At 48.3% G+C, this 25,533-nt stretch carries 22 protein-coding genes; 13 read left to right on the top strand and 9 right to left on the bottom strand.

Features of this window, described 5'->3' with window-relative positions:
• The first annotated feature begins 204 nt into the window (after window positions 1-204).
• From FN124_RS13510 to FN124_RS13490, 5 genes are all read left to right on the top strand, one after another.
• Complete coding sequence (locus FN124_RS13510) at window positions 205-1,227, top strand: sensor histidine kinase (RefSeq protein ID WP_142685232.1); 1,023 nt, start codon at window positions 205-207, stop codon at window positions 1,225-1,227.
• Window positions 1,224-1,916 (top strand): LytR/AlgR family response regulator transcription factor, encoded by a 693-nt coding sequence (locus FN124_RS13505; RefSeq protein WP_142685231.1) that lies wholly within the window; start codon window positions 1,224-1,226, stop codon window positions 1,914-1,916. The genes FN124_RS13510 and FN124_RS13505 overlap by 4 nt, the downstream gene beginning before the upstream one ends.
• Window positions 1,917-2,013: 97 nt before the next feature.
• Window positions 2,014-4,020 carry a TonB-dependent receptor plug domain-containing protein gene (locus FN124_RS13500; RefSeq protein WP_142685230.1) on the top strand — a complete coding sequence of 669 codons (2,007 nt, stop codon included), beginning with the start codon at window positions 2,014-2,016 and terminating at the stop codon, window positions 4,018-4,020.
• Between the two features lie 19 nt (window positions 4,021-4,039).
• Window positions 4,040-4,675, top strand: a complete 636-nt coding sequence (locus tag FN124_RS13495) for a hypothetical protein (protein ID WP_142685229.1) — start codon at window positions 4,040-4,042, stop codon at window positions 4,673-4,675.
• Window positions 4,676-4,694: 19 nt separating this feature from the next.
• Window positions 4,695-4,949, top strand: coding sequence for a hypothetical protein (locus tag FN124_RS13490; RefSeq protein ID WP_142685228.1), 255 nt, complete (start codon window positions 4,695-4,697; stop codon window positions 4,947-4,949).
• Between the two features lie 38 nt (window positions 4,950-4,987).
• Here the strand turns inward: FN124_RS13490 and FN124_RS13485 are convergent, their stop codons facing one another.
• From FN124_RS13485 to FN124_RS13475, 4 genes are read right to left on the bottom strand one after another with little or no spacing between them, the layout of a single operon-like run.
• Window positions 4,988-5,803 carry a mechanosensitive ion channel family protein gene (locus FN124_RS13485; RefSeq protein ID WP_142685227.1) on the bottom strand — a complete coding sequence of 272 codons (816 nt, stop codon included), beginning with the start codon at window positions 5,801-5,803 and terminating at the stop codon, window positions 4,988-4,990.
• 46 nt (window positions 5,804-5,849) lie between these two features.
• On the bottom strand, window positions 5,850-6,590 hold the full coding sequence (locus FN124_RS13480) for a metallophosphoesterase family protein (protein WP_142685226.1): 741 nt from the start codon (window positions 6,588-6,590) through the stop codon (window positions 5,850-5,852).
• 1 nt (window position 6,591) lies between these two features.
• Entirely contained in the window at window positions 6,592-6,816 is a 225-nt protein-coding gene (locus tag FN124_RS31420; protein WP_260607421.1) for a hypothetical protein, read from the bottom strand.
• A 3-nt stretch (window positions 6,817-6,819) separates the two neighbouring features.
• Complete coding sequence (locus tag FN124_RS13475) at window positions 6,820-7,359, bottom strand: nucleotidyltransferase (RefSeq protein ID WP_260607420.1); 540 nt, start codon at window positions 7,357-7,359, stop codon at window positions 6,820-6,822.
• Window positions 7,360-7,480: 121 nt separating this feature from the next.
• On the opposite strand from FN124_RS13475, the gene FN124_RS13470 reads away from it, so the two are divergent.
• Window positions 7,481-8,227, top strand: coding sequence for a hypothetical protein (locus FN124_RS13470; protein WP_221887772.1), 747 nt, complete (start codon window positions 7,481-7,483; stop codon window positions 8,225-8,227).
• 34 nt (window positions 8,228-8,261) lie between these two features.
• On the opposite strand, the gene FN124_RS13465 is transcribed toward FN124_RS13470, so the two are convergent.
• The 4 genes from FN124_RS13465 to FN124_RS13450 form a co-directional block, all read right to left on the bottom strand.
• On the bottom strand, window positions 8,262-9,758 hold the full coding sequence (locus FN124_RS13465) for a RagB/SusD family nutrient uptake outer membrane protein (protein WP_142685225.1): 1,497 nt from the start codon (window positions 9,756-9,758) through the stop codon (window positions 8,262-8,264).
• An 11-nt stretch (window positions 9,759-9,769) separates the two neighbouring features.
• Window positions 9,770-12,940: a TonB-dependent receptor gene (locus FN124_RS13460; RefSeq protein WP_185937187.1), complete on the bottom strand. Its 3,171-nt coding sequence runs from the start codon at window positions 12,938-12,940 to the stop codon at window positions 9,770-9,772.
• Between the two features lie 240 nt (window positions 12,941-13,180).
• A complete protein-coding gene (locus tag FN124_RS13455; protein ID WP_142685223.1) occupies window positions 13,181-14,209 on the bottom strand; it encodes a FecR domain-containing protein in 1,029 nt (342 codons plus the stop codon).
• Window positions 14,210-14,286: 77 nt separating this feature from the next.
• Window positions 14,287-14,859 (bottom strand): RNA polymerase sigma-70 factor, encoded by a 573-nt coding sequence (locus FN124_RS13450; RefSeq protein WP_142685222.1) that lies wholly within the window; start codon window positions 14,857-14,859, stop codon window positions 14,287-14,289.
• Between the two features lie 154 nt (window positions 14,860-15,013).
• Here FN124_RS13450 and FN124_RS13445 point away from each other — a divergent pair, with 154 nt between their 5' ends.
• The 7 genes from FN124_RS13445 to FN124_RS13415 all read left to right on the top strand — a co-directional run bounded on the left by FN124_RS13445 (window position 15,014) and on the right by FN124_RS13415 (window position 23,735).
• Window positions 15,014-16,009 (top strand): S1C family serine protease, encoded by a 996-nt coding sequence (locus FN124_RS13445; RefSeq protein ID WP_142685221.1) that lies wholly within the window; start codon window positions 15,014-15,016, stop codon window positions 16,007-16,009.
• A gap of 129 nt (window positions 16,010-16,138) precedes the next feature.
• Window positions 16,139-16,735 carry a TetR/AcrR family transcriptional regulator gene (locus FN124_RS13440; protein ID WP_142685220.1) on the top strand — a complete coding sequence of 199 codons (597 nt, stop codon included), beginning with the start codon at window positions 16,139-16,141 and terminating at the stop codon, window positions 16,733-16,735.
• A 14-nt stretch (window positions 16,736-16,749) separates the two neighbouring features.
• Window positions 16,750-17,892: an FAD-dependent oxidoreductase gene (locus tag FN124_RS13435; RefSeq protein WP_142685219.1), complete on the top strand. Its 1,143-nt coding sequence runs from the start codon at window positions 16,750-16,752 to the stop codon at window positions 17,890-17,892.
• Between the two features lie 42 nt (window positions 17,893-17,934).
• A complete protein-coding gene (locus FN124_RS13430; RefSeq protein ID WP_142685218.1) occupies window positions 17,935-19,272 on the top strand; it encodes an amidohydrolase family protein in 1,338 nt (445 codons plus the stop codon).
• Between the two features lie 128 nt (window positions 19,273-19,400).
• Window positions 19,401-20,492 carry a serine hydrolase domain-containing protein gene (locus tag FN124_RS13425; protein WP_142685217.1) on the top strand — a complete coding sequence of 364 codons (1,092 nt, stop codon included), beginning with the start codon at window positions 19,401-19,403 and terminating at the stop codon, window positions 20,490-20,492.
• Window positions 20,493-20,735: 243 nt separating this feature from the next.
• Entirely contained in the window at window positions 20,736-21,230 is a 495-nt protein-coding gene (locus FN124_RS13420; protein ID WP_142685216.1) for a hypothetical protein, read from the top strand.
• Window positions 21,231-21,410: 180 nt separating this feature from the next.
• Window positions 21,411-23,735, top strand: coding sequence for an ABC transporter permease (locus FN124_RS13415; RefSeq protein WP_221887771.1), 2,325 nt, complete (start codon window positions 21,411-21,413; stop codon window positions 23,733-23,735).
• A 94-nt stretch (window positions 23,736-23,829) separates the two neighbouring features.
• On the opposite strand, the gene FN124_RS13410 is transcribed toward FN124_RS13415, so the two are convergent.
• Complete coding sequence (locus FN124_RS13410; RefSeq protein WP_142685214.1) at window positions 23,830-25,521, bottom strand: SusD/RagB family nutrient-binding outer membrane lipoprotein; 1,692 nt, start codon at window positions 25,519-25,521, stop codon at window positions 23,830-23,832.
• Window positions 25,522-25,533 lie beyond the last annotated feature (12 nt).

Below are 25,533 nucleotides of genomic sequence, written 5' to 3'. Positions count from 1 at the left end.
GGAAATTTAGATCGTAATGATCCCTCAAAATTAATCATTGTACCCGCCTATAGTAATGGTATTTTCCCTGAATATAATAAATACTTCCCTGTCGTAACATATGCAGATGTTGCCGGCACATTTACCGATGATGTCTATTCCTGCACCCGGGAGCCGTTAATGCGGGTAGCTTTATAAAAATCAGTAGCTTTATCCATACAGCTGATGGAAAAAAATATCTCCGTAAAAAAAATCACGATCGCGCTGCATATACTTATATGGGGCATGGTCCTGCTGTTGCCCTACATAGTGTCCAACGCATCCAGCGGGTACCGCTTAGGCAACCTGCCCGGCCTGTTCTTTACTATTTCCGGCGTCATCCATATGGCCATCTTTTATATCCACGCCTTTGTATTATATCCGCGGTTATGGAACAGGCGTTACTGGTGGCTTTATTTTCCGGCGGTAGTTGTACTGATAGGATGTTCGTTCCCATTAAAGTACACCATTATGGCGCACTGGTTCCCCGGTATAGTGCATGATGTAGCGGCGTATAAATTTGTATTCGGGCCGTCGGTGGGCATTTACTTTATCAGCCTTATATACTGTCGCGTGGCGGATATGCTGCGTGCGGAGCGCCGGCAGAAAGAACAACAGGCGGAGCAGCTCAGTTCTGAGCTGAAGTTCCTGCGCTCACAGGTAAGCCCTCATTTCCTGTTTAACGTGCTTACCAATCTTGTATCCCTTGCCAGGAAAAAATCAGACCAGCTGGAGCCAGCGCTCATCCGGCTTTCCGACCTGATGCGTTATATGCTGTACGATACGGGGAAGAAGGTATTGCTATCGCAGGAGATCCTTTATCTCAACAGCTATATTGCTTTGCAACAGCTGCGCTTTGGCAGCGAAGTGGCGGTTACAGTACAGATGGCCGGCAGTGAAGCGGCAGGAAATTATACAATAGAGCCTATGCTGCTGATCCCTTTTGTAGAAAACGCATTTAAGCACGGTACCGGCTATACGCCACATCCTGCTATTGATATACGGCTGGCTGTAAAAGATGATGTGCTTATCTTTGAAGTAATGAATGAATACGACAATGACCCGGATGCGAGCAAAGATGGAAATTCAGGCATTGGTTTGGCGAATGTTAAAACAAGGCTACAGCTGCTTTACCCGAACAGGCACCAGCTGCTGATCAGGGATGAGCCACCACTGTTTCATATCACCTTAACGCTAACACTCACATGATACGTTGCATAGCCATAGATGATGAACAACTGGTAAGAGAGCTGCTGGAAGATAATATCCGGCAGGTGCCTTTCCTTCAACTGGTAAAAACCTGCCGCAATGCCATGGAAGCCCTGGAAGTATTGCAGCAGGAACAAATTGACCTCATTTTCCTGGATATACAAATGCCCCGGCTGAACGGCCTGCAACTGCTGCAGTCGCTGCAACAGCCTCTTTTGGTGATCCTTGTTACCGCCTATGAAGAGTATGCGCTCCAGGGCTTCAACCTGCAGGTAGTGGATTACCTGCTCAAACCCTTCTCTTTTGAACGATTCCTGAAAGCGTGTAACCGTGCCAGTGAGTTGTTCCGCCTGCGGAAACCGGTAGCGGCGGAAGACCATTCCTTTTTTGTGCACGTGGAATACACCCAGGTAAAGATCCATACTGCGGATATTAATTATATAGAAGGATTAAAAGACTATATCAAAATACATTTGTCGGGCAATGCCAGGCCCGTGCTTACCCGTATGACCATGAAAGTCATGGAAGAGAAACTGCCCGCCGGCGCTTTTATCCGTACCCATAAATCCTATCTCGTGGCGGTAAAGAAGATCACTGCCGTAAAACGCGACCTGGTATGCATAGGCAGCATTGAAATACCTGTAAGCGAATTCTATAAAGAGAATGTAAACAGGATGCTGCAATCATAAAGAGTGCCTGTTTTGTCGCCACACTTTCCCATCCCGTCTACTCTCCAAAATTACAGTAGCACATCCCGGTAGCTTTGCGGTTATAATACTAACTGTCATGAAAACAGGGCTCATTTTTATTATACTGCTTCCTTTTGCTGTGCATGCACAAAGCAAACAGGATACTGCCGCAAAAAGCAAACAGGACACTACTATAAAAAGTAAACGCCCCCTGCAGGAGGTAGTGGTAAGCGCTGGCAGCTTTGAAGCCAGCGACCGCGCGAAAGGAGCTTCGCTAACGCCTATTGATGCGGTAACCGTGGCAGGCAGCAATGCAGATATTTCTCAGGCACTGCGTTCTCTCCCGGGAGCGCAGCAGATAGGAGAACAATCAGGGCTTTTTGTACGGGGTGGTACCGGGGATGAAACCCGCCAGTTCATTGACGGCACTTTGCTGAAAACACCCAACTATCCCGCCGTTCCCGGCGTGCAGCAATATGCGCGGATCAATCCCTTCCTGTTCAAAGGTATCCTCTTTAGTTCAGGCGGCTACTCCGCGTTATATGGCTCCGCCATGAGCAGTGCACTCATCATGGAAAGCACAGACCTGCCGGAAAAAACATCCGCCAGCTTCAGCGTATTTCCTTCCAACCTGGGCGCAGGTTTCCAACACCTGGCAAAGGATAACAAAAGCAGCTACGGCGTGAACCTGAATTACAGCAACCAGTCGCTGTACAACAGCATAGTAAAACAAGTACCGGATTATTTTGCAGGCCCTTCCTATTCCGATGGCAACTTCAATTTCAGGATCCGCACCGGTAAAACAGGTATGCTCAAACTATACAGCAACTGGAGCTACAGCCACGTAGGTATGCGCAAGCCGGACATCGACAGCGCTGCGCTTTATGCAGGCTATGATGTACGTGGCTGGAACAGTTATAATAACCTTAGCTTCAGGAGCTACCTGGACGATAACTGGAAAATGGAACTGGGCGCCGTGTACAGTTATAACCGGGAAGCTACGGCCAACAGCCTCACAGATGCCAAAGGCAACAACGCCTCTTCATCTCTCCCCTATAAAACAGCCAGCAGGGATATTCATACCAACTTTGCGCAGGCAAGGGTAGTATTCACGCGCTTTTTCTCCAAAGGACAGGCACTGCGTTTTGGCGGGGAGCATTTCTATACGGGCGACAAAGGCCGGTCGAACGACAGCGTCCTTGCCTTAACAGACCACCTCTCCGCCGCCTTTGCGGAAGGTGACATTTACCTGGCGCCTGATCTTGCCGCCAAAGCCGGCCTGCGGGTAGAGTATTCATCCGTGCTGCGCAAACTGGTGGCAGCGCCCAGGATAAGTCTTGCCTACCGCCTGCCGGATGCCAGCCAGTTCAACCTGGCCTATGGTATCTTTTACCAGGAACCAGGCAATGAATTTCTATACCAGCAACGTAATCTTGATTTTTCCAGCGCTACCCACTATGTACTGAACTATACAAAAAAGGCGAACAACCGTTTCTTCCGGGCGGAGCTGTACTATAAAAAATATCATACTCTGGTAAAAACCGTACCGGCATTAAGCAATAACGGAAACGGCTATGCGCAGGGACTCGAGCTTTTCTGGCGGGATAAAAAAAGTATCAGGGACCTTGACTATTGGATAACATATACCTACCTGAACACCAAACGTGATTTTCTTGATTATCCCTACGCGCTCCGGCCTTCGTTTACGGCGCCTCACACTACCACGGTGGCTATCAAAAAGTTTTTCCGTGATATCAGCACCAGCGTAAATGTTTCCTGGGCGCTGGCAACAGGCCGCCCCTACTACAATATCCATGCAGGCAGCATTAGCGATCAGGGCACCACCAAAGCCTACAACATTGCCAACCTGCATATAGCTTACCTCTGCTCTTTTTTCAAAAACCGCAAGTGGAAAGATTTCTCGGGGTTTGCCATGGGAGTTAACAATCTCTTTGGCACCAAACAGGTGTTCAGCTATCAATACAGCGCAAACGGGCAATTCAGGGAGCCTATAACGTTGCCGGCTACACGTGGTTATTTCATTGGGGTATTTATGAGTTTCGGTATAGACCGTACCGATGATTTTCTTAATAATAATTTATAAACACTAAACACACATTAACATGAAAAAGCTGATCTGCGTATTACTGTTGATATCAGGTTACTATGGCGCTATGGCGCAATCAGATGCCCTACAGCAAGCCGTTAACAAACTGGACCAGGCGCAAACGCTAAAGGATTACACCGCATTGGAAAAAACATTCTCCGGTATTACCGCCCAGCCGGCATGGCTGCCGCCTTATTATGCAGCTTTATGCAATGCAAAGACCGGCTTCCTGTTGCAGGATGACGGTGACAAAATAGAAGCATTTGCCAACCGCGGTGAAGAACAGGCACAAAAAGCATTATCGCTGCTGGATAGTACCACGCAGAAAAAGGAAATGGCAGAAGTATACACGGTACTGAGTATGATATACCGTACCAAGGTATTCATCAACCCTATGACATACGGCCGTAAATATGGCGTACTGTCCGGGCAGATGCTGCAAAAGGCGCAAACACTTGAGCCAGGTAACCCCAGGGCATTGTACGTAGCCGCATGGGTAAAATATTATACGCCTAAAATGTGGGGCGGTGATAAGGAACTGGCAAAGAAACTGGCTACGGAAAGCCTGCAAAAGCTGGCCAACCCCGGAACAGGTGTATATCCACACTGGGGCCGGGCAGATGATCAGCTGTTACTGAGTAAAATTAAATAACCTTTAAAAAAGAATGATCATGGGATTTGGAATTATTATCCTGCTGCGTGTGCTGTTTGCTGCCAGCATGGTATTTATTATCGGTTATGTTTTTGGCGGTTTTTCAAAAAAACCGTCCCTCCGTACCATCACTAAGATAGCATCTATACTGGTGATCGTATTATTTATTGCGGCCAATGTGATACTCACCCGCATGGCTATACGCCAGTGGAATGGCAACGGGCACTGGTGCGACCGGAACCACGAGGTTAAAACGGAAGTACAGCGACCATAAAAAGAACAGGGCCAGCTGCAGTAGCTGGCCCTGTTCTTTTACATCAGGCCAGCCGCTTTTAAAGAAGTAGTTACTTTGGTAATAAGTTCATGGGTAATTCTTTCATAGGCATCGTCCGACTTATTGCTCACCCAACAGCTAAGGGCCACCTTAACGGCCGTTCCTTCAATACCGCTGTACCAAACGGTTTTAGGCTTATCGGGTACTACGTCTTTCATTTCCTTCACTATATCTGTCATCATTTTCTCCGCCTCTGTCAGCTTATCAGACAAGGGAATGGTGAAGTTAAGCGCAATACGCCGCAAGGGTGTAAGTGAATGGTTAATAATAGGCTTCTGGAAAATTTCCTTGTTGGGAATAATAACATGCAGGCCATCGGCGGTGATCATTGTTGTGGATCTTAACTGTATAGCGTCAACTGTGCCGGTGAACCCGTTGGTTTCTATAATATGCCCTACATCAAAAGGTTTTTTGAAAGTGATAAAGATACCGGAGATGAAATTGGCAGTGAGATCCTGGAAAGCAAAACCAAGTGCCAGTCCTATGATACCGGCGCCGGCCAGCAACGAAGTAACGGCTTTATCCAACCGCAGTATATTCAGCGATATAAATAATCCCAGCAACAGGAACAAACCATAGAACAGGCTGGATACCAGGCCTGAAATGGCGGATGATTCAGACAGTTTGCGGGAAAAACCATAGGAGAGCTTTCTCGTGAGGCGCGCCAGCAATAAGAACAGGGTAAAAATGATCACTGCCAGTACGAGATTGGGGGTCATTTTCACCGCTGCTATCAGCCAGTTATGCAGTTTATCGAAGATCAGCTCACTATAGCTTGTAAATTGTCTGCTCATATACTATAGAATAAAATGCACAATACCTGTAAATATCTCTACAAACCTATACTTCATATAAAAAAAAGGCTGGTGAATAACCGGCCTCAGACAGGATAGGTTTGGCCACATTAAACACTTTGAGGCCATTGATCTGCCCTTCCAGCTTTCCCACATGTGCATGGCCATGGAAGGTTGCCGCTACTTTACGCCTTGTAAGCGGTTCTGCCAGCCGGGAGCAACCCAGGAAAGGATAGATCTGTTCAGACTCCCCTATTACCGTATCCAATACAGGTGAATAATGCATCAAGGCGATCTTTGTAATATCAGGATGTTCCTGATCCAACCGCGCCAGCGCCCTGTCAAGCCGCAGTGCCTCATCCACACCGGTTTGCACAAAAGCTTTCATCTCCTCTTCGCCAAACATGGATAGCATATGCCCGTCGAACCCTCCGCCAAATCCCTTTACACCAGCGAATCCTATGCCGTTAACCATTGTACATTCCCCATCCAGGATATGTACCTCACGAACCTCCTGAATAATTTGCCTGATCAACTTATGTCTTCCTTTTTCATAATCATGATTCCCCAATACGGCTATTACCGGGATGGTGCATGCCGCCAGCTCACCGGCCAGTACCCTCGCTTCCGATTCATCGCCGGTATCTGTAAGATCGCCGGCAATAAGCAACACATCAGCCTTTGAGGATATTTCCCCGAAGTAATCGGTCCATTTACCTTTGTCGCCGGAGCCTATGTGCAGATCCCCCACTGCTGCTATCCTTGTTGCTTTTTTTTCTGCTGCCATGTCAAACGGTTTTTATAGTAGACGATTTATAATCCCATTCTTTTATATCGGTAGCGTATTGTGTCTGGTCTATCACCGGTCCCCGGCAAACCCTTTCTGTTGGCGGTGGTAGCTCATACTGCTCCAGCGCCCGCTGCATCATTTCCGCAAAAAGCCACCGGGGAATGATGCGATGAAAATCTGCCGGGTATACAAACTGGAAATTGATCAGCTGCTGTAACAGCAAATGTCAGTGCTGATCAAGGCGGAACAGGATCCGTTTCCAGTTCAGCGGGTGATACCGCAGGATGATATGGTTTACATCTGCCCCGTCGTACCGCTCCCTGTTCTGTACATAAATCTTGCACCAGATGAGTTCTTCCGGCGATATCAGCTTTACCGGCACTCCTTCAAAAATGGCATCTACTGCATGTTCATACCAGGTGTCATCTACCCGGCAAATGTTATTGACGGTATCAAAGATGATATCAATGAAGTATTCACCTTTGAACACCTTTGCCAGCCAGCGAACATCGGTGAGCTCTACTTCATAACCATCCAGCTTACTGAAATATTTCAGGATTTTGGGATATTCTGTCCATTTGCAAAAGATATCCAGGTCTTTGGTGTCGCGGTAAATACCCGTATAGTGGAACATGGCAAACGCCCCACCCAGCATAAAATCCGCCCCGCTTTCATGTAAATGCAGCAGCGCCTCCCGGTAAAAAGCATGCGCTTCACTGTTGTGTACTGCCGCTTCAAAAACCATGTGTCCGTTTAAATTTGCCATAGTCGCCAGGTATTGATAGGAAAAGTAAAATCCAAACGTTATGCCACGCATGCAACATGGTTTGTTTTTTGGACACTCTCTTATGTATACCCAACTTTTGTTACTTATAAATCCGTATACAATGGCTACTACTCAAACCAGGAAACCCGGTACGCGAAAAAGCAGCCGCAGTGCTGCGCCGAAAAAAGCAGCGCCTAAGAAAGCAGCGGCTAAAAAGGCAGGTACCATTACCAAGAAAAGAAAGGTTACTTCATTTGACCGGTTCAAAACATTTGGCGACAAACAATATACCGGCGTACAAATAGGCAGGGGGCATCACTGGCATTATGATCAGGGCGACTGGAAAGAAACCAAGATCACTCCTGATCTCTGGGAAATATCCTATGCAGTCACCAAACGCAGAACCGGGCATGCACCGGAAGGCTCGGGTGTACCGGTGGGCACGGCTTATCACTGGTATATCCTGGCGCATCAGAGCGCGGTGAAACTGGATGCTAACGATTACGCCACTACGATGACGGGGCTTAAATTCAAAATCGCCCACAAGCGCGCTGATAAAAATAAATGGAGCGCCTCGGGGCCAACACAGCGAAAGCACCTGATCGCCTTCCTGAAAAAATTCATTGCACAACTGGAAAGTGATGTGATCCCGATTGAATTTGAACTGGATGGTAAAAGCTATAAAGGAGAAGCAGTGCCTATATCGGAAACCTGCGCCAATGGCGTGTGCTATGAAGCGGAAGTGACGCTCAATGATGAAGCCATCGGGATTATCCGTTGTGCCAAAAGCGGCTGGAAGATGGACCTGGTAAAAGACAGGAAGCTGATAGATGCCATAGGGAACTGTATCACACTATGGTTTGAATAGCAGGGAGGACGCTGTTCCCCCCTGTTTATTCTTTTTATAATTTATAGCCCGGGTTCTGTACCAGGTTAGGATTGGCATCCAGTTGTGCCTGGGGAATAGGGAACAACTGGCGGAAAGGCTGATCAGCCGGGTGGAACTGCCAAGCGCTGTTCCATTTACCAAAGCGGATCAGGTCCTGCCGGCGGCAACCTTCCCATATAAACTCACGGCCACGCTCTGCCAGGAGATTATCGGGAGTAAGGGTAAGCAGCGGTTTAGGAGTGCCGAAGTTGCGGGCACGCACCTGGTTTACCAGGATGAGCGCAGGACCGGCCTGGCCGGTACGCAGCAATGCTTCTGCTTTGAGCATGAGCGCATCTGCATAACGGAAAATAACAAGGTCATTATCCTGGTCTGCATAAGCGGTATTTTTCTGGATCTCATATTTAACGATACGCACCCCTTCTGTTTGCGTAGCATTGGCCAGGTCGCCTATAGTGCTGGTAAAGATCAGCGGAGCGCCCTGCTCTGTTTTCAGCGGGGTACCATCCTGCGCGTATTGCTGTCCTTCCAGGAACATGGTTTTACGCTTGTCGTCGTTGTCGAACGATTCATAGAACGCTTTCAGCGTGCACCAGCCATTCCAGGGCGAACTGGGCAGCCCATAGGTATAACGGCTGTTGTAGTGCAATGTAAGATAGTGCAGCATCATGCCTTTGGCGTTGATGGCATCATAGGGTACCACGAAAATATTCTCTTTTGAATTTTCATTTTTGGTAGAGAAATTAGAAAAATAATCCGGTTCCAGCTGGTACCCCATGGCAGTAACGGAATCGCACATACGAATACAATCGGCCCAGCGCTGGGTACCGGTATATACCTCCGCATTGGCATACAGTTTTGCCAGCAGCATGAAAGCCATGCCTTTGGTTACTTTACCATAGTTCTTTGTATCCAGGGCAGATGGCAGTACGGCCAGGTTATCCTTTATCTCCTTTTCAATGAACGTAAACACTTCTGCGCGCGGCGTATTCTTTGGCGGCGTTGTTTGTTCAAAAGAAGTAACAACCGGCACATTTCCAAAGGCATCCATAGCAAGGTAGTAGTGAAAAGCCCGCAGTACTTTCATCTGCCCAATGATCTGGTCTTTGGTAGACAGCACCACGGAAGAACCTTCCAGCTTTTGCAGGATGGCATTCACAGGGTTCACCCCATCGCGGTAAATGAAGTTCCACATGTCGTTGATATACTGGTGGGTGATGGGAAATTCATGGCTGATAAGCACGCGCCAAAGCCCACCCTCGTTCCAGTCGGCCCCCCGCGATGGCACGGTAGTTTCATCGGTGGTTACTTCATTCATTTTCCAGTAGCTGTCGCGGTACCCGCGCATTTTAGCATAAGCGCCGTTGGCAAATGCGTTGAGCTCATCTTCTGTTTTGAGGAAGTTCTCATCAGTGCCCCTGTCGTAAAATGTTTCGTCCAGTTTGGTGCAGCTGAACACCGAACAGATCATGCCGGCCAGCAGTGTATATTTAAAGAATACTGATTTCATGTTGATCGTTTTTATTTAAAGTTTACCGTAAAGCCTACTGCAAAAGAGCGTGTTTTCGGATATACGTTACGGTTATCAATACCCGGCGCAAGACCATCGATAGGCAGTTCCGGGTCCAGGCCGGAATACCTGGTGATCACGAACAGGTTCTGCCCCGAGATATACACCCTCGGGTTGGCAAACAGCTTGCTGCCGGCAGCGGGGATGCTGTAACCAAGTGAGAAGTTATCCAGCCGCAGGAACGCGCCGTTTTCAATAAAGCGGTCGGATACATAGGTGCCGCGGATATCGCTGTTCGCATACTTTGCCATGGCATTGCGGCCGGGAAGGCGGCTGAAGCGATCGCTCAGCACCAGGTCGGTAGCATTGAAGATCTGGTAGCCAAAAAGACTGCGCAGTAAAAAGTTCAGGTCAAAGTTTTTATAGCGGAAGGTGTTCGCCAAACCTGCCTGGTATTTCGGTAGTCCGTTACCCGCCACGCGGCTGTCGCTACGGAAATCGAAACTGCCGCTGCCGTCAATATCTTCAAACTGCTGGTTACCGTTGGCATCAATACCGGTATAATGCGGGATGTAAAAGGTACCAATGGAATAACCCGGCACTACTTTCACGATCTGCACAGCGGTAAGCCCCCGTGCGCCCACGGTGCCATCATAAATGGCATCGCTTTTAAACTGGTCGTTGGCAATAGACAGGATCTTGTTGTAGTTGCGGGAAATATTGAAGGAAGCGCTCCAGCTAAAGTCTTTGTGGTCAATGACAGCGCCGCTGAGCGACAGCTCCACTCCCTTGTTGCTGATCTTGCCCACATTGGCCAGCATGGATGGGAAAAGGTAAGGCGGCGAGGGCACATTGTAATTGAACAGCAGGTCTTTAGTGCGCTTATCGTAGTACTCCAATGTTCCGCTCAGGCGCCCTTTAAACATGGTGAAGTCAAAACCCGCATTAAACTGTGCCGCAGATTCCCAGCGGAGATTGGGATTTTCATTTTGCCCGATCTGGTAAGAGGTAACCCAGCGGCCGTTGTCCAGCACTTTACCACCGGGGCTGTAAGTGAGCGGCGACTTATAGTTCTGGATCTCCTGGTTACCGGTAACGCCATAGCCTACACGAAATTTCAGGTCCTGCAGCCAGCTGCTGTTCTGCAGGAAGGGCTCCTGTGTAATACGCCATGCCAGTGAGGCAGATGGGAAGGTACCCCATTTCCTGTCTTTACCAAAGCGGGTAGAGCCATCGCGGCGCACCGTACCGGTGAGCAGGTATTTATCGTTGTAGCTGTAAAACACGCGGCCGATAAAAGATACCGGTGAGTTCTCTTCTGCACCGGAAGCTACAGCCGGCTGATCGCCCTGGCCTGCGCCGAGATTATTATAACTGAAGATATCGGATACGAACTGGGTATTACCTGCCGACATACTGTTCCTGAAAAAGTTCTGGTAGGAATAACCTGCTGTTACTTTCACTACATTTTTCTGCCATTGCTGGTTGTAGGTAAAATAGGTTTCCAGTGTTTTGTTATCCCAGGTCTGGGAAGCGCGGGTAGCGGTTCCGTTACTGCCTGCGCCTTCTATCACCGGCGATTCTTTTGAATAATACAGACCGCGGTCGCTGGAAGCGCGTTCCAGCCCAAGCAGCAGGTCGTAGGTAAGGTGACTGGTAATATCATAGGTAGCTTTTGCAGAACCGATAAATTTATTCAGGGCGCGCTGGTGTCTGATCTGGTTGGCCAGGGCAACGGGATTGTAGTTATCGTTGATATCCAGTTTTTCAAACCAGGAACCATCTGCATTATAAACAGGCGCTGTGGGATTGTAAGCAATGGCCTGTTCCCAGATGCGGTTATCGCCGTTGCCATCCGGGTCCGTGCCTACGTATTTGTTCTTCTCTCCTACATAGTTCATGGAGAGGCCCAGTCGCAGGCGGTTGTCGAAAACGCCCTGGTCCAGCGTGATGCGCCCGATGATGCGTTCAAGGCCGGAGTTCAGCACTACGCCTTCATTGTTGAGATAGTTCACAGATGCGCTGTAGCGGGTATTGTCTTTTCCTCCGCTCATCGATAAATTATGACTATGGCTGATACCTGTGCGGGTAATGGCTTTCTGCCAGTTGGTAGAAGATCCGAGGTCAAATGCAGATGCATCGATATTATTATCCTTCAGGTATTTGCGATAGTCTGGTGCGCTGAGCACATCGTAGGTGTTCGACATCTTCTCCATACCGATATAACCGCTGTAGGATACCTGCGTAACACCTTCCTTGCCGCGGCGTGTAGTTACAATGATAACGCCATTGGCGCCCCTGGAACCATAAATGGCTGCTGCCGATGCATCTTTCAAAACATCGATAGATACGATATCATCCGGCGGTACTGCATTGATGTCGATGCCGGGTATACCATCCACTACGAACAATGGCTGGCTGCTGGCGGACAGGGAGGAGGCGCCCCGGAGACTGATGCTTATTTTACCATTGGGGTTGCCACCGGGCTTGCTGATCACCAGGCCGGCAACTTTTCCCTGCAATACCTGTACGGGATTGCTGATAATGCCTTTGTTAAATTCTTTAGGGGTGATGCTTACAATGGACCCGGTGAGATCTTTTTTCTGTGCAGCGCCATACCCGATCACTACTACCTCCGTGAGGGCGCTGGAAGATTTTTTCAGCTGCACCTCCATCGATGCTTTCACCGGGAGCTCCAGCGGTTCATAGCCTACATAGCGGAACAGGAGTGTGCCGCCGGCGGGCGCATCAAGTGAAAAGTTCCCTTTTTCATCGGTAACAGTACCGATAGCGGTGCCTTTTACCTGTACCGTAACACCCAGCAGTGATGCCTGGTCATCGGCGCCGGTAACATGGCCTTTCACGCGGATATTTTCCCATGCGGTGTTTTCGGGGATGATCACCACCAGGTGGCCATCCAGTTCTTTCCAGGCAAAGCCGCTGCCGGAAAGCACTTTATCCAGTACCTTTTCCAGTGGCTCTTCCGCGGCGCTGATGCTTACCCGTTGCTGCAGGTCCACTTTACGGTTGCTGTAGAGGAAACGTACATCCGACTGCCCGGCAATGCGGTCCAGTACCTTTTTTATTTCCGTATCCTTTACATGGATGCTGATGCGTTGGGAGTACCCGGTGGCTGCCACCTGCATGCAGGAAAGTAAAACAATAAAGAATGATAGCTTCATAATGATCAAATACTTGAGCATGGGCGTTCTTCGCCGGCATGCATCCGATTGGTTGACTTTTTCCATAAATTTGTGATGATAGGTGATACAATAGCAAGGCCCTGCCATCCCGTCCAAAGGGGCCGGCGCTTTGCTGATAAGCCTTCACACAGGGAATGTTCGTAGCATTTCCTGTGCTTTTTTTCATTGAACTGTTTACAGGTTTTCTAGTTCTTCATAACTGATTTTTAGGTGAACGTGCTAATAAATGATGATCCGCGTGCTTTGATTATCGAAATGGAATTCTTCTGTTAGTTGCAGGGCCTGCAGCGCCTGGGTAATGCTTTCAGAAGCAAAGGAGCCGCTGAATACATAGTTTTTCACTGTTTCATTACGAAATTCAATTTTAACGCCGTACCAGCGTTCCAATAGTTTGGCCAGTTGATCAAACCGGAGCGCTTCAAACTGAAGACGGTTGCTCACCCATGCCGTTTCCAGCAGGGTGCTGTCTGCAGCCGGTAAGGCAGCGGCTTTTGCCATTGCTACTTTTGATACCACTGGTTTTATTATTAATTTTTTTTCCGGAGATGCCAGTGCAGCAGTGCTGCCGATGGCCAGTTTTTCGTACGGGCGTAGCCGTACTTTCTGTTCCGGCGTTTTATCGAGATATACTTCCACTGCGCCTTCCAGCAGGGTAGTTTCATATTGTGCGTCTTCCGGGTAGGCTTTTACGTTGAAAGCCGTGCCGAGGGCATGGATGTTCATAGAGGCAGCATGTACCACAAAAGGGCGCGCAGGGTCTTTAGCCACTTCAAAGAAAGCTTCTCCATCCAGCCATATTTCCCGGGTGCGGGCATTCAGCCGGCAGGTAAGATGGCTGGAGGCATTCAGGTGCACGGTGGTACCGTCGCTGAGGCGGAAATGACGGCGTTCGCCGTTGCGGGTTTCCACCAGCTGTAATTCTTTCTGCCGGTAGGAATGCTGCCACAGGTGGTAACCTGCTGTGCACAGCAATCCGGCCAGGGTGGCGGCAGCTGCCCATTTCCACCAGGCCACGACCTTTACGGTTGTTTTACCGGTGTGCTCCGCTTTTGCCATCATCTCATTAAAAACAGCCGCCGGAGGCGCTTCCTGTTCCTGTACTGAATTCCAGTATTGTTCCAGCAAAGCAGCCTGCTGCTCCCATTCCGGGTGTTGCAGCAATAAAGCCGCCAGTTCTTCCCGGCCGCTTTCATCCAGTGTGCCGCTGAGTTTTGCCGTTATTAGTTCATCCAGGCGATGATGATGCATACGTGCTGTTTAAATGTTCCCAGGGAGAGAGACACGAAAAAGAAGGCGATTACCTACAGCCGGTAAAAATATTTTTTTCAGGGAACGGGGATTTTTGGGCCGCCTCCCCTGCTATACTGTTGCAAGGCTTCACGCAGGCGGCTGGTAGCGCGTACCAGCTGGGTTTCAACGGTGCGCGGGGAAATTTCCAGGAGCAGGGCTACTTCTTTATATTTAAATCCTTCCTCCCGGATCAGGCGGAAAATAGTCCGGCCCTGGGGAGAGAGGGTGGCGATGGCTTTATCCAGCCATTGCTGCATTTCCTTCCATTCCAGCTGAGGATGTACATCTCCGGCAAGCGGGGCGTTTTCTGCTTCCAGTTCCAGCCACTGGTGTTTCTGCTCATCGCGGTGATGGTTGTAGCAGCGGTTACGGACAGCGGTATATAAGTATGTTTTGAGATACAAAATTGATCCGCCTTCCCTGCGGTTTTTCCAGAGCTGCACAAATACATCCGACACAATTTCTTCCGCTGCTTCCCTGCTGATGGCCAGGTCTGTTGCAAAACGCACTAAACGGGGATAATAATGATCAAACAATTGCCGGAACGATTGCTGATCGTCCGCCTTGCAAACCGCATCCCACAGTACCTGTAAATCAATTGCTGGCATACTTCCTTATTAGACGAAAAACATTCCCCGTCAAAATAGCTAAATAATTAGGATTTTCAAGTGCTGAAAAGTAAAGATGACATAAAGCCGGCCCATCAGATGCCAAAAAGGCATCTGGAATAAACTGGAGATAAATTTGAACCGCTGGTTTATTATGGATAACTCAATTTCATTTCTTACGCATCAGGCGTCGAACGATAGGAGTTTATTAGATGCCTATTCTCAAACCGTTACCGGTGTAGTGGGTACTGCAGCCGGATCGGTGGTACATATAGAAGTACAGAAAAAGGTAAGCGACCAGCGAACGCGGGAAAGGCGTACGCAGGGAGGCACCGGTTCCGGCTTCATTATTTCTTCCGATGGTTTTATTATTACCAACAACCACGTAGTGGAAAACGCCGACAGTATTAAGGTGTCGTTTGTGGACGGCAGGCGGGTAAATGCAGAGATCAAAGGGGCGGACCCTTCCACCGATATTGCTGTATTAAAGATCGATGAAAGCGGGTTAAAGGCCATGCCGCTGGCAGATTCTTCTACATTGCAGGTAGGGCAGATCGCTATTGCCATCGGCAACCCGATGGGATTGCAATATACCGTTACCGCCGGCGTGGTAAGCGCATTAGGGCGTACCCTCCGGGCCAGCAACGGCCGGCTGATCGATAATGTGATCCAGACCGATGCGGCGCTTAACCCTGGCAACAGCGGCGGTCCGCTGGTGAACTCGCTAGGACAGGTAATTGGTGTGAACACGGCGGTGATCGCCTCCGCACAGGGGCTTTGCTTTGCCATCTCCTCCAACCTGGCCGCACAGATTGCCGGTCAGCTTATCCTCCATGGTAAGATCCGCAGGGCGCAACTGGGAATTGCCGCGCAGCCGGTAAACCTCAGCAGCAGGATGATTGCTGCCAATAAGCTGAACATCCACACTGGCGTATACGTGTTTGAAACCGTACCCGATGGCAACTTCTATAACAGCGAACTGCATATCGGCGATATCATTATCGCATTCGACGGCAAACCGGTAACTTCTGTTGATGACCTGCATCTTTTATTATCCGATAAACAGATCGGCAGAAAGATCCCCGTAGAGATACTAAGGGGTGGCAGGAAACAGTTAGTGGAAGTGATTCCCGGCGAAATAAAAAATTAATAGTGGCACCTGAAAAATGAGGCTGTTCCGGAGCAGAAACGCTCCGGGGCAGCTTTTTTTATGCCTGTCCGGAAAAAATATTTTATAAGTAAACAAACATTTACTTACTTTGCAATAATCAACAACCGTATGCGACCTAAAAATCTAGAGAAAGAGGAAGCCATCCGCACCATAGCCCTGCAGATCATCGCAGAAGAGGGACTGGAAAACCTCACCATGCAGAAGCTGGCGAAAGCGGCCAATATATCGCCCAGAACGATTTATATAAAGTATAGAGACAAGGAAGATCTCCTGATAAAACTATTTATAGAAGAAGTGCTGGAACCTTATGAAAAGGCGGTGCTGGAAAATTTTCATGCAGGTATGGATTTTGCCACGGGCATAAAAAAGCTGTGGCAAAACAGCTTCCGCTACCTGTCCCGCAACAGGACGCATTTTGCGTTGCTCCGGAACGGGAAAACATCTCCCCTGCTGAACAAAGCATACCAGCAGGCAAACATAGAACAGGGGCAATACTTTAAGCCTATCCAACAGTTCTTTAAACAACAGGAGAAACAGGGCATGATCCGCAACTTCCACCAGGATATATACAGCGCCCTGTTATTTGCACCGCTGCTGGAACTGGTCAGTGAATATTTTGATTACACAGAAAGACCCAGACAGATCATCACGGAAAAAGTGATACTCGATTGCTGTGAAACCGTGATCAGGGGAATGCTGAAATAAATAAAACAAACAACATGAGTATCATTCAACACAAAAAAATAGCCATTATCGGCGGAGGCCCCGGTGGATTAACCCTGGCCAGGATACTGCAGATGAACCATGCAGAAGTGAAGGTATATGAAAGGGATGTAAACAGGCAGGCACGCGTACAGGGCGCCACGCTGGATCTTCATGAAGAATCAGGACTAAAAGCACTGGAAGCAGCAGGACTGATGGACGCCTTCAGGGCCAATTACCGCCCCGGAGCCGACCGGCTGCGCATTGTTGATAAACACGCCACTATTATTCTTGACGATCACGAAAGCAGCGTGGATAAAGGATCCCGGCCGGAAATTGACCGTGGCCCCTTAAAGGAAATACTGCTGGACTCCCTGCAGCCAGACACCGTTGTATGGGATAGCCAGTTTGTATCCATGCAGCCACAGAGAAATGGCTGGCTACTCTCTTTTAAAAACGGCAGCAATGCTTACGCAGATATCGTGATCGCTGCAGACGGCGCCAACTCGAAGATCCGTCCATATATCACACCCATCAGGCCTTTTTACTCAGGCGTAACAATCGTGGAAGGCAGCGTATATGATGCTGCTACCACCTGCCCCCGCATTTGGGCCCTGGTAAAAGGCGGGAAGGTATTTGCATTGGGAGATGATAAATCCTTAATTGCAAGCACCAAAGGAAATGGCAGCCTGGCCTTTTATACCGGTGTGAATACAGATGAAGACTGGTATAAAACCAGCGGCATCAACTTTTCGGATAAAACACAGGTGCTTGTCTGGTTTAAAGCCACCTTTGCCGGCTGGGACAATATATGGCTGGAACTGTTTGAAAATGCCAATACTGATTTTATTCCCCGCCCTCAATACTGTATGCCCTTTGATCAAACATGGGAGGCGCTGCCCAATCTCACTATGCTGGGCGATGCCGCCCACCTCATGCCTCCCTATGCCGGCGAAGGCGTAAATATGGCCATGCTGGATGCACTTGAACTGGGCCAATGCCTCACCGGGGATGATTATCCGGATGTGCATGCAGCCATTGCTGCGTTTGAAAAACAAATGCGTATAAGAGCGGGCGAAACCGCGAGGATAACAATGGAGTCGACAACAGCATTGCATTCGCCGGATGCGATTGGTTTTATTGTGGGGATAGTGGGATAGCAGGATTTTCCTATCTTTATTTTCCCGTAAGAAAATAATGCTATGAAAAACTACCTGTTACCAGTTGCCATTATTATTCTACTGCTGGCTGCCTTTCAGCCGGCCCCCACCGCTAAGGACATCCTGATAAAGGACATAACCCTGATAGATGGCAACGGCGGCACGCCTCTAACGCATACGGATATACTAATTAAGGACGGCAGGATTGCCGCTACCGGCAAAAACTTACCTGCCGGTAACGCCACGGTGATCGACGGTCGCGGTAAAACCGTGATGCCTGCTATCATCAGCAGTCATGTGCATATTGGTATGATTAAAGGTAACGATAACAGTACCGATCCGTATACACGGGAAAATATATTATCACAGCTAAAAAAATATGCAGACTACGGCATCACCAATATCCTGGTGATGGGCTCCGACCAGCCCATGCTGTTCAGCTCCGGCCTGCGTGATTCTTCTGTGCATGGTTTGCTGCCCGGTGCACGCCTGTATTCCGCCGGCTATGGTTTTGCAGGAACAAAAGGCGGCCCACCGATGAAGTATGTAAAGCACCCCGCCACAGTAGCACAAGCCATTACTGAATTAGATAGTGTGGCGCTTGTAAAGCCAACGGTAATAAAAATGTGGGTAGATGATTTTGGCGGATCCACACCCAAAATGGACCCCGCTATTTACAAAGCTCTTATTAAGCGTGCACATACCCATCATATTCCCGTAGCATCGCATCTGTTTTACCTTGCCGATGCAAAAAACCTTGTGACCGGTGGACTGGACATCATTGCACACAGCATCCGCGACCAGGAAATTGACGCTGCCTTACTGCAACAGATGAAGGCCAGAGGCGTGATCTATATTCCTACCCTCTCGCTCGATGAATATGCGTATATCTATGCCCGTAGGCCTGAATGGATCAACGATCCTTTCTTCAAAGCATCCCTGGAACCCGGCGTGTATGAGATGATCACCTCGCCTGCTTACCAGGAAAAGCTGAAGAACTCGCCCTCCTATCAGCGCAATATCCATGCGTTTGAAACAGCGATGAAGAATGTAAAAAAGATTGCTGACGCCGGCATCATCGTTGCGTTGGGTACCGACTCCGGCGCACAACCGGTACGTACACAGGGATTCTCCGAGCATCTTGAAATGGAGCTGCTGGTACAGGCAGGACTTACTCCCCTGCAAGCCATTACTATTGCTACTAAAAATGCGGCTACCGCCCTGAAAATAAATCGAGACTATGGCACTATAGAAAAAGGTAAAACCGCCGATCTCATTATACTCAATGCCAATCCTGCACAGGATATTAAAAATACCCGGAAAATAGCCGCAGTGTATAAAGCCGGTGAGCAGATAAGCAGAGGTCCACTGCAACCATAGTGCGCCTGCGTACACCGGGTGTTCATTTTTGATACACGTTTTTTTATTTTTAAATATATAAGAAGATAAGCGTTAAACCCGTGCCAAATGGCACCTTCTTAGGATAAGCTTGTTTCAAAAAAACAACCATGAAACAATTTATCCCGCTGTTCTTTCTATTCTTATCAACTGTTCATCTGCAGGCACAGGTGGCTACAGACAATCCCCGCAAAACAAAAGTGGACAGTATTGTGCAATCTGCACTCCTTACTTTTATGCAGGACACCAGCCGCGTTAATGCGGAAGTTGGAGTGTATACAGGCGGACAAACCTACATTTACCGCTACAGTAAAACATCCCTGCCTGATATCCACACGCCTTATGAAATAGGTTCCATCTCCAAAACATTCACCGGCTACTTACTGGCAAAAGCAGTGGTAAACAAAAAGGTGAAACTGGAAGACGATATACGGTTTTACCTGAACGGAGATTATCCCAACCTCCAGTATAAAGGCCGCGCTATCCAGCTGAAACATCTTATCACACATCTTTCCGGGCTGCCCTTCCTGCTCCCCGACAACCGTGAGCTGTTCCAACAACCTGAAGATTCCATCCCGGGTATTATCAACGCGCAACAACAGGATTATTCTACTGCCGCTTTTCTGAACGACCTTCACCAGGTACAACTGGATACCGTTCCCGGTTATCATTTCAAATATTCAAATGCCGGTGCTCAATTGCTTGGCATCATACTGGAACGCATATACGGTATGTCGTACGGGGAACTGGTAAGAAAATTCATCACCCGCCCCCGGCACATGAAACATACTACCGCCCTGTTGCCTGATAATGCCGCCAAAGGATATAACCAGCGGGGCCGCATCATGCCTTACAATCCCCCTATGCTGGCTGCCGCAGGAGGCATTTATTCTTCCATAGATGATATGCTGCAATATATCCGGCTGCATGCAGATGAAACCGATCCTTCAGCGAAATTAACGCACCAGCCGGCCTGGGGTGATATGAACAACTTTGCCATCGGCTTAAACTGGCAAATGAACAAAACCGGCAACGGTTTGCGCAGGATCTGGCAAAGCGGCGGCACCTTTGGTTTTGCCAGTTATTGCGTAGTATACCCCGAACGGAACACGGGTATAGTGATATTAACGAATGAAGCGGATAAAACTGCTCAGGAAGCACTGGGGGTGGCAGCAGGGAGGATATTTGAAGGATTGGAGTAGGATGAGAAGGTCCTCTCTTTTCCGGATAGCTGCTTATGCCTGATATTCCGAATAAAAAGTGCTGTATCAGGCTACGGATCAATTTTGACAGCTAGCCAAAACTATGTATTTTTGGATAGTTCTGGCTAGCTGTCAAAATCGATCCGCAGCCAAAGCTGTCTAAGATCGGAAGAAGAAAAAGGTCCTGTAAAATAAGCCTGGCAAAGTAACACCCGTGTATTATTCCCCTTAAATGATACCGTTATGAAAACACTGTTACTCCTGTTCCTGCTGCTCCCCCTGATATCATCAGGCTTTGCCCCTGATACCGTTCCCTACTTTTACCTCACGCCTGCAGATGCTGCAAAAATACTGGGCCAAAACGCGCTCCTTACCCTGAAAACAGAAAAACAGGGACGCGATGCCGTAAAGTACCGTTGCGCTTTTACGGCCGTGGAATCAGACCCTGTTTCAGGCGAAACCGGCAACGTGTTTTATAACTATGAACAGTATGACTCCGAAGCCGCCGCACAAAAAACCTATACCGGCATCCTGGACGATAACCGCCGCAACGGCAACATACAACTGCTCAACAATACCGGCGATGAAGGCTTCTTTCAGAATGATGCAAACAATTTCCAGCTGATCATGGTAAGAAAGAGAGATAAAATTATCAGGATGAAAGTGAATGGGGTAAGCAGCACCACTTCTTTATCCGCATTGAAAGAAACCGTCAACAGGATTGCCGCCACACTGTAAAACCAAAACCGGACAAAAACTGTACAGAAACGAACATATGTAAAATATCTCCACATCAAAAACAATTGAAAAACGCGGGCTTATTTATATGGCATCGTTTTTACGATACCAGGCGCAGATCGCATTACCATGATAACAAACTTCTTCTGGTCCGCCTGGCGGAATTTAAAGCGGCACAGTGTGCATTCCTTTATCAATATAAGTGGCCTGGCATTGGGCATTGCCTGCCTGCTCCTTATTTTTTCGCTGATCAGATATCACCTGGGCTTCGATAGGTTTCATGCGAACAATGACAGGATTTACCGGGTCATTACAGAATTCCATGAAGATAAAATACGCTTCAACACCGGTACACCTTCCCCGCTGGGAGAGGCCTTCGGCCGCGACTTCGCCGTAGCCGAAAAAGTAGCAAGGATAGCAAACCTGGGGAAACGGGTGATCTCCACAGCGGGCGACAGGCGGTTTGAAGAAGAGGTAGCTTTCGCCGATCCCTCCTTTTTCGATATCATGAATTTCCCTTTGGCAGCCGGCGACCGTACCTCGTTGCTGAAAGCCCCTTTTACAGCAGCCATCACCCAACAGCTGGCAGGGAAATACTTTGGAACAGCAGACCCCATTGGCAAGATCATCCACCTCGATGATTCCCTGCAATTCACGGTAACGGCTATATTAAAAAACATGCCGGTCAATACAGACTTTCACGCGGAGATCTATGTTCCTTTTAATAACCTGGAAAACCACTCGCCCTGGATGGTGGAAAAAGACTGGTGGATGAGCGTGAATAAAGACATGCAATGCTTTGTGCTGCTGAAACCGGGTGTTCGGGCGGCAGATGTAAATGACAAAGTATTAAGTGCCATCTCCACACAACACTACAATAAACAAATGGCTGAGATGTTCCGCTTCAAGCTGCAACCACTTTCTGATATGCACTTCAATGCAGCGCTGAGAGGGGTCATAGAAAAGAAAAGTCTCTGGGCACTGGCCTTCATCGGTCTGCTGTTGATCATCACCAGCTGTATTAACTTTGTAAACCTCAACATAGCACAGGCTTTGGGGCGCTCAAAAGAAATCGGGCTGAGGAAAGTATTGGGAAGCCACCGCGGGCAACTGTTCCTCCAGTTTATGATGGAAACCGGCCTGACAGTATTCATGGCAATGCTGCTGGCTATCATTATTTCCCTGCTTGCCTTGCCTTATATCAATAACCTCTTCGATGTGAAGCTGAGTATCAGTAACGCTTATGACAGCTACCTGTTGCTGTTCCTGCCTGCGCTGTTTCTCCTGATCGTTTTCCTCTCCGGTGTTTACCCTGGTGTGGTCATTGCCGGTTTCCAACCGATACAGGCGTTAAAGAATAAAGTGATGCAGCATAAAGCCGGCAGCATGCCTGTGAGAAAAGGATTGGTGATAACACAGTTTGCTATTTCACAACTGCTTATCATCGGCACTATTGTGATCGCCAACCAGATGCGCTATTCAATGGAATCGGACCCGGGCTTCCGGAAAGATGCCATCGTGATGTTGCCCGTGCCTGAACATAGTTCCGCCAAAATCAGCACCCTTCGTTCCTTACTGGCACAAATCCCCGGCGTAGAGAAGATCACCTTCTGCGGAAATGCACCGGCGGCATCGGTAACACCATCTACCGGTATACAGCTGGCATCACGCGCAGAAAATGAAAAATTTGCCATCTATTACAAAGCCGCCGATCCCGGGTATCTCTCTACCTTTGGTATCCCATTACTGGCAGGCCGTAACCTCTACCCTTCTGATACCATCCGCGAATTCCTGGTCAATGAAACCGCTGTAAAAAAATTACAACTGCCTTCCAACAATGATGCCCTTGGCAAAAAAGCGACTATCAACGGCAGTACCGGGCTGATTGTAGGCGTGGTAAAGGATTTTCATAACCGCTCGTTTCATGAGCCAATAGATGCCATATACATGACTACTTCTATTGAAAATTATAATAACTGCGCCATAAAGGTAAACATGGCCAACTACGCATCTGTTGCCCCTTCGCTGGAAAAAGCATGGCAGGAAGCCTTTCCGCAACACATCTACAACTATACTTTTTTAGATGAAAGCCTGGCACAGCTTTACAAATCAGATACCATGATCCTCCGGCTTATCCGGCTGTTTACCATCATCTCCATTGCCATTGGTTGCATTGGTTTATATGGCCTGGTATCGTTTATGGCTGCACGAAGAACAAAGGAAATGGGCATCCGTAAAGTGCTTGGCGCCAACGTGGAAAACATCATATGGCTGTTTGGCAAAGAATTCATTTACATGCTCATGATCGCCTTTATCATAGCAGCGCCTTTAGGCTGGTATATGATGACCCGCTGGCTGGATACTTTTGCCTACCGTATTCATTTTGGCGCAGGCATTTTTGCAATGGCTATCCTTATTTCCCTTGCCGTAGCTATGCTAACGGTAGGATATAAATCCATACAAACGGCTTTAATGAACCCTGTTAAAAGTTTAAGGTCTGAATAACGGGATCCTGTTTTGTGCTCCGCTAACACAGGCGCAAACAAAACGGTCAGCTACCCCAAAACGGAGTAGCTGACCGCAGATAAATAACCGGGAATTACAATCCCTTTCCAAAATCCGGTGCGGCTTTATCATACCAGATCCTTTGCGAACTGAGCGTCGGCAAATCCTGCGCATTAGGCGTAAAGCCCTGCTGCTGCATAGCCGCATTCCAGTTGGTCCTGTTTACCTCCCCAGGATCTGTGAGCCAGAACCGGCGCGGAATCAGCTCATTAAAAGTTTCCCTGCCGTAATAGGCGGACCCGGTTTTAGGATACCCTGTGCGACGGCAAAACACGTATGCCTCATTAGCCTGGCGGTACATGCTCAGGAAAGCCTGTATATAAATCCTTTCCAGGTTATTAACGCCGTTGAATTTCACCTGCACATTATTCTGATAAGCTTCTATTTCTGCCTGCCCCGTACCCGTATAAGCTGTTGTGGAACCCGCTGCTACGGCAATGGCATTCATGGTTTGAATAGAAGATGCGATACCTTTTTTATACCAGTCTTCCGCTGTTCCCCTGGTATCCACGCCACCTGCATATCCTTTCTGGATAAACTCTGCTATATAAAAACAGGTTTCCGCGTAAGTAACGGGTACATCCAGGAAGTTGCCGGTAGCCTGGTTCAGCTTAGGAGAAAAGAAACGTCGGTTTATGGGAGAAATTAAATTGTATTTGGTGTACTGGCTAACAATAAATCCATTCCCGATATAAGCAGCTACGGTAGGATTAGTGGTCCAGTCGGCCGGGCCTCCCTGGTACATGATCAGCGGATCATTGGGATCAATGAAAGCCGGCAATGTAACATTATACTTCGCCAGAGAATCCTTATAACTGCCCACCAGGCCGTTCTTTTCGAAGTACACCGGCAAACGCGGGTCTGCGCTCTTTTTCATGAACGCCATAATGGAAGTGGTGGCATAACGGCGGCTACGGTAGTCTATATCCCCGCCATTACCAAATGGCGTATAAGTGCTGTTAAGATATTTTACCTGTGATGCATCGTCATTAATAGGACCGGTAGCATCTTTCATCACTTCCTGGAAAACAGCCTGGCATTTTGCCTTATCAGCATTCTCTAACCTGGCGGCTATACGAAGTTTAAGCGTATTAGCCAGCTTTACCCATTTAATCCAGTCGCTCTGGTAAAAAATATCCGATTGCCCGTAACTCACCTGTGCAGGAAGCGAATTATCAGAGAGCACTTTAATGGCGGCATCCAGCTGGGAAAGCCAGTTATTCATCAGCGTTGGCTGCTCATCGTATACGGGCCCGTATTTCGACTGGTAACGCCCTTCAATGGCCTCTGAATAAGGAATAGAGCCGTTCATATCCGTTACCTTCAAACCGTGAAGCACCTGTAATACATAGGTGACCATGGCGATCTTCTGGTACTGGTCTTTATTGGGCATTCCATCTACCTGCCTCCTGATCTCGAACAAATTAGGTAAGATCTGGAGATAGTAATTATTGTAACGCGTATTAACGTTGTTGGTAATTTCGTACGGACTGGAGGTAACATGCTGTGTAAAGCGCATCAGCTGCTCCATGCTTTCCCATACCCATTCTGTGCCCTGGTAGGTAATGATCTTATCTTCCGAATAGCTGAGCAGGAACTTTACATCCGGCTTCGACACCAGGCTTGGATTGGTATTGATATCTCCGAAATTTTTAGAGCAGGAGCCCGATCCCAGCAGCGCGAGTAACAGGCCGGTTCTTATATATTGATGCAATGTATTTTTCATGATCTTGATTTT

Source organism: Chitinophaga polysaccharea, from assembly GCF_902150045.1.
GTDB lineage: Bacteria > Bacteroidota > Bacteroidia > Chitinophagales > Chitinophagaceae > Chitinophaga > Chitinophaga polysaccharea_A.
The sequence above is the reverse complement of the archived record's forward strand: the minus strand, read 5'-3'. Positions and strand labels throughout refer to the sequence as shown.

Coding starts and splice junctions, on each gene's coding strand:
- FN124_RS13430 (WP_142685218.1), top strand. CDS start 17,935: ATGAAAAACTACCTGTTACCAGTTGCCATTATTATTCTACTGCTGGCT.
- FN124_RS13475 (WP_260607420.1), bottom strand. CDS start 7,359: ATGGCAAATTTAAACGGACACATGGTTTTTGAAGCGGCAGTACACAAC.
- FN124_RS13500 (WP_142685230.1), top strand. CDS start 2,014: ATGAAAACAGGGCTCATTTTTATTATACTGCTTCCTTTTGCTGTGCAT.
- FN124_RS13410 (WP_142685214.1), bottom strand. CDS start 25,521: ATGAAAAATACATTGCATCAATATATAAGAACCGGCCTGTTACTCGCG.
- FN124_RS13485 (WP_142685227.1), bottom strand. CDS start 5,803: ATGAGCAGACAATTTACAAGCTATAGTGAGCTGATCTTCGATAAACTG.
- FN124_RS13480 (WP_142685226.1), bottom strand. CDS start 6,590: ATGGCAGCAGAAAAAAAAGCAACAAGGATAGCAGCAGTGGGGGATCTG.
- FN124_RS13495 (WP_142685229.1), top strand. CDS start 4,040: ATGAAAAAGCTGATCTGCGTATTACTGTTGATATCAGGTTACTATGGC.
- FN124_RS13455 (WP_142685223.1), bottom strand. CDS start 14,209: ATGCATCATCATCGCCTGGATGAACTAATAACGGCAAAACTCAGCGGC.
- FN124_RS13420 (WP_142685216.1), top strand. CDS start 20,736: ATGAAAACACTGTTACTCCTGTTCCTGCTGCTCCCCCTGATATCATCA.
- FN124_RS13460 (WP_185937187.1), bottom strand. CDS start 12,940: ATGAAGCTATCATTCTTTATTGTTTTACTTTCCTGCATGCAGGTGGCA.
- FN124_RS13440 (WP_142685220.1), top strand. CDS start 16,139: ATGCGACCTAAAAATCTAGAGAAAGAGGAAGCCATCCGCACCATAGCC.
- FN124_RS13510 (WP_142685232.1), top strand. CDS start 205: ATGGAAAAAAATATCTCCGTAAAAAAAATCACGATCGCGCTGCATATA.
- FN124_RS13435 (WP_142685219.1), top strand. CDS start 16,750: ATGAGTATCATTCAACACAAAAAAATAGCCATTATCGGCGGAGGCCCC.
- FN124_RS13490 (WP_142685228.1), top strand. CDS start 4,695: ATGGGATTTGGAATTATTATCCTGCTGCGTGTGCTGTTTGCTGCCAGC.
- FN124_RS13450 (WP_142685222.1), bottom strand. CDS start 14,859: ATGCCAGCAATTGATTTACAGGTACTGTGGGATGCGGTTTGCAAGGCG.
- FN124_RS13505 (WP_142685231.1), top strand. CDS start 1,224: ATGATACGTTGCATAGCCATAGATGATGAACAACTGGTAAGAGAGCTG.
- FN124_RS13445 (WP_142685221.1), top strand. CDS start 15,014: ATGGATAACTCAATTTCATTTCTTACGCATCAGGCGTCGAACGATAGG.
- FN124_RS13470 (WP_221887772.1), top strand. CDS start 7,481: ATGGCTACTACTCAAACCAGGAAACCCGGTACGCGAAAAAGCAGCCGC.
- FN124_RS13425 (WP_142685217.1), top strand. CDS start 19,401: ATGAAACAATTTATCCCGCTGTTCTTTCTATTCTTATCAACTGTTCAT.
- FN124_RS13465 (WP_142685225.1), bottom strand. CDS start 9,758: ATGAAATCAGTATTCTTTAAATATACACTGCTGGCCGGCATGATCTGT.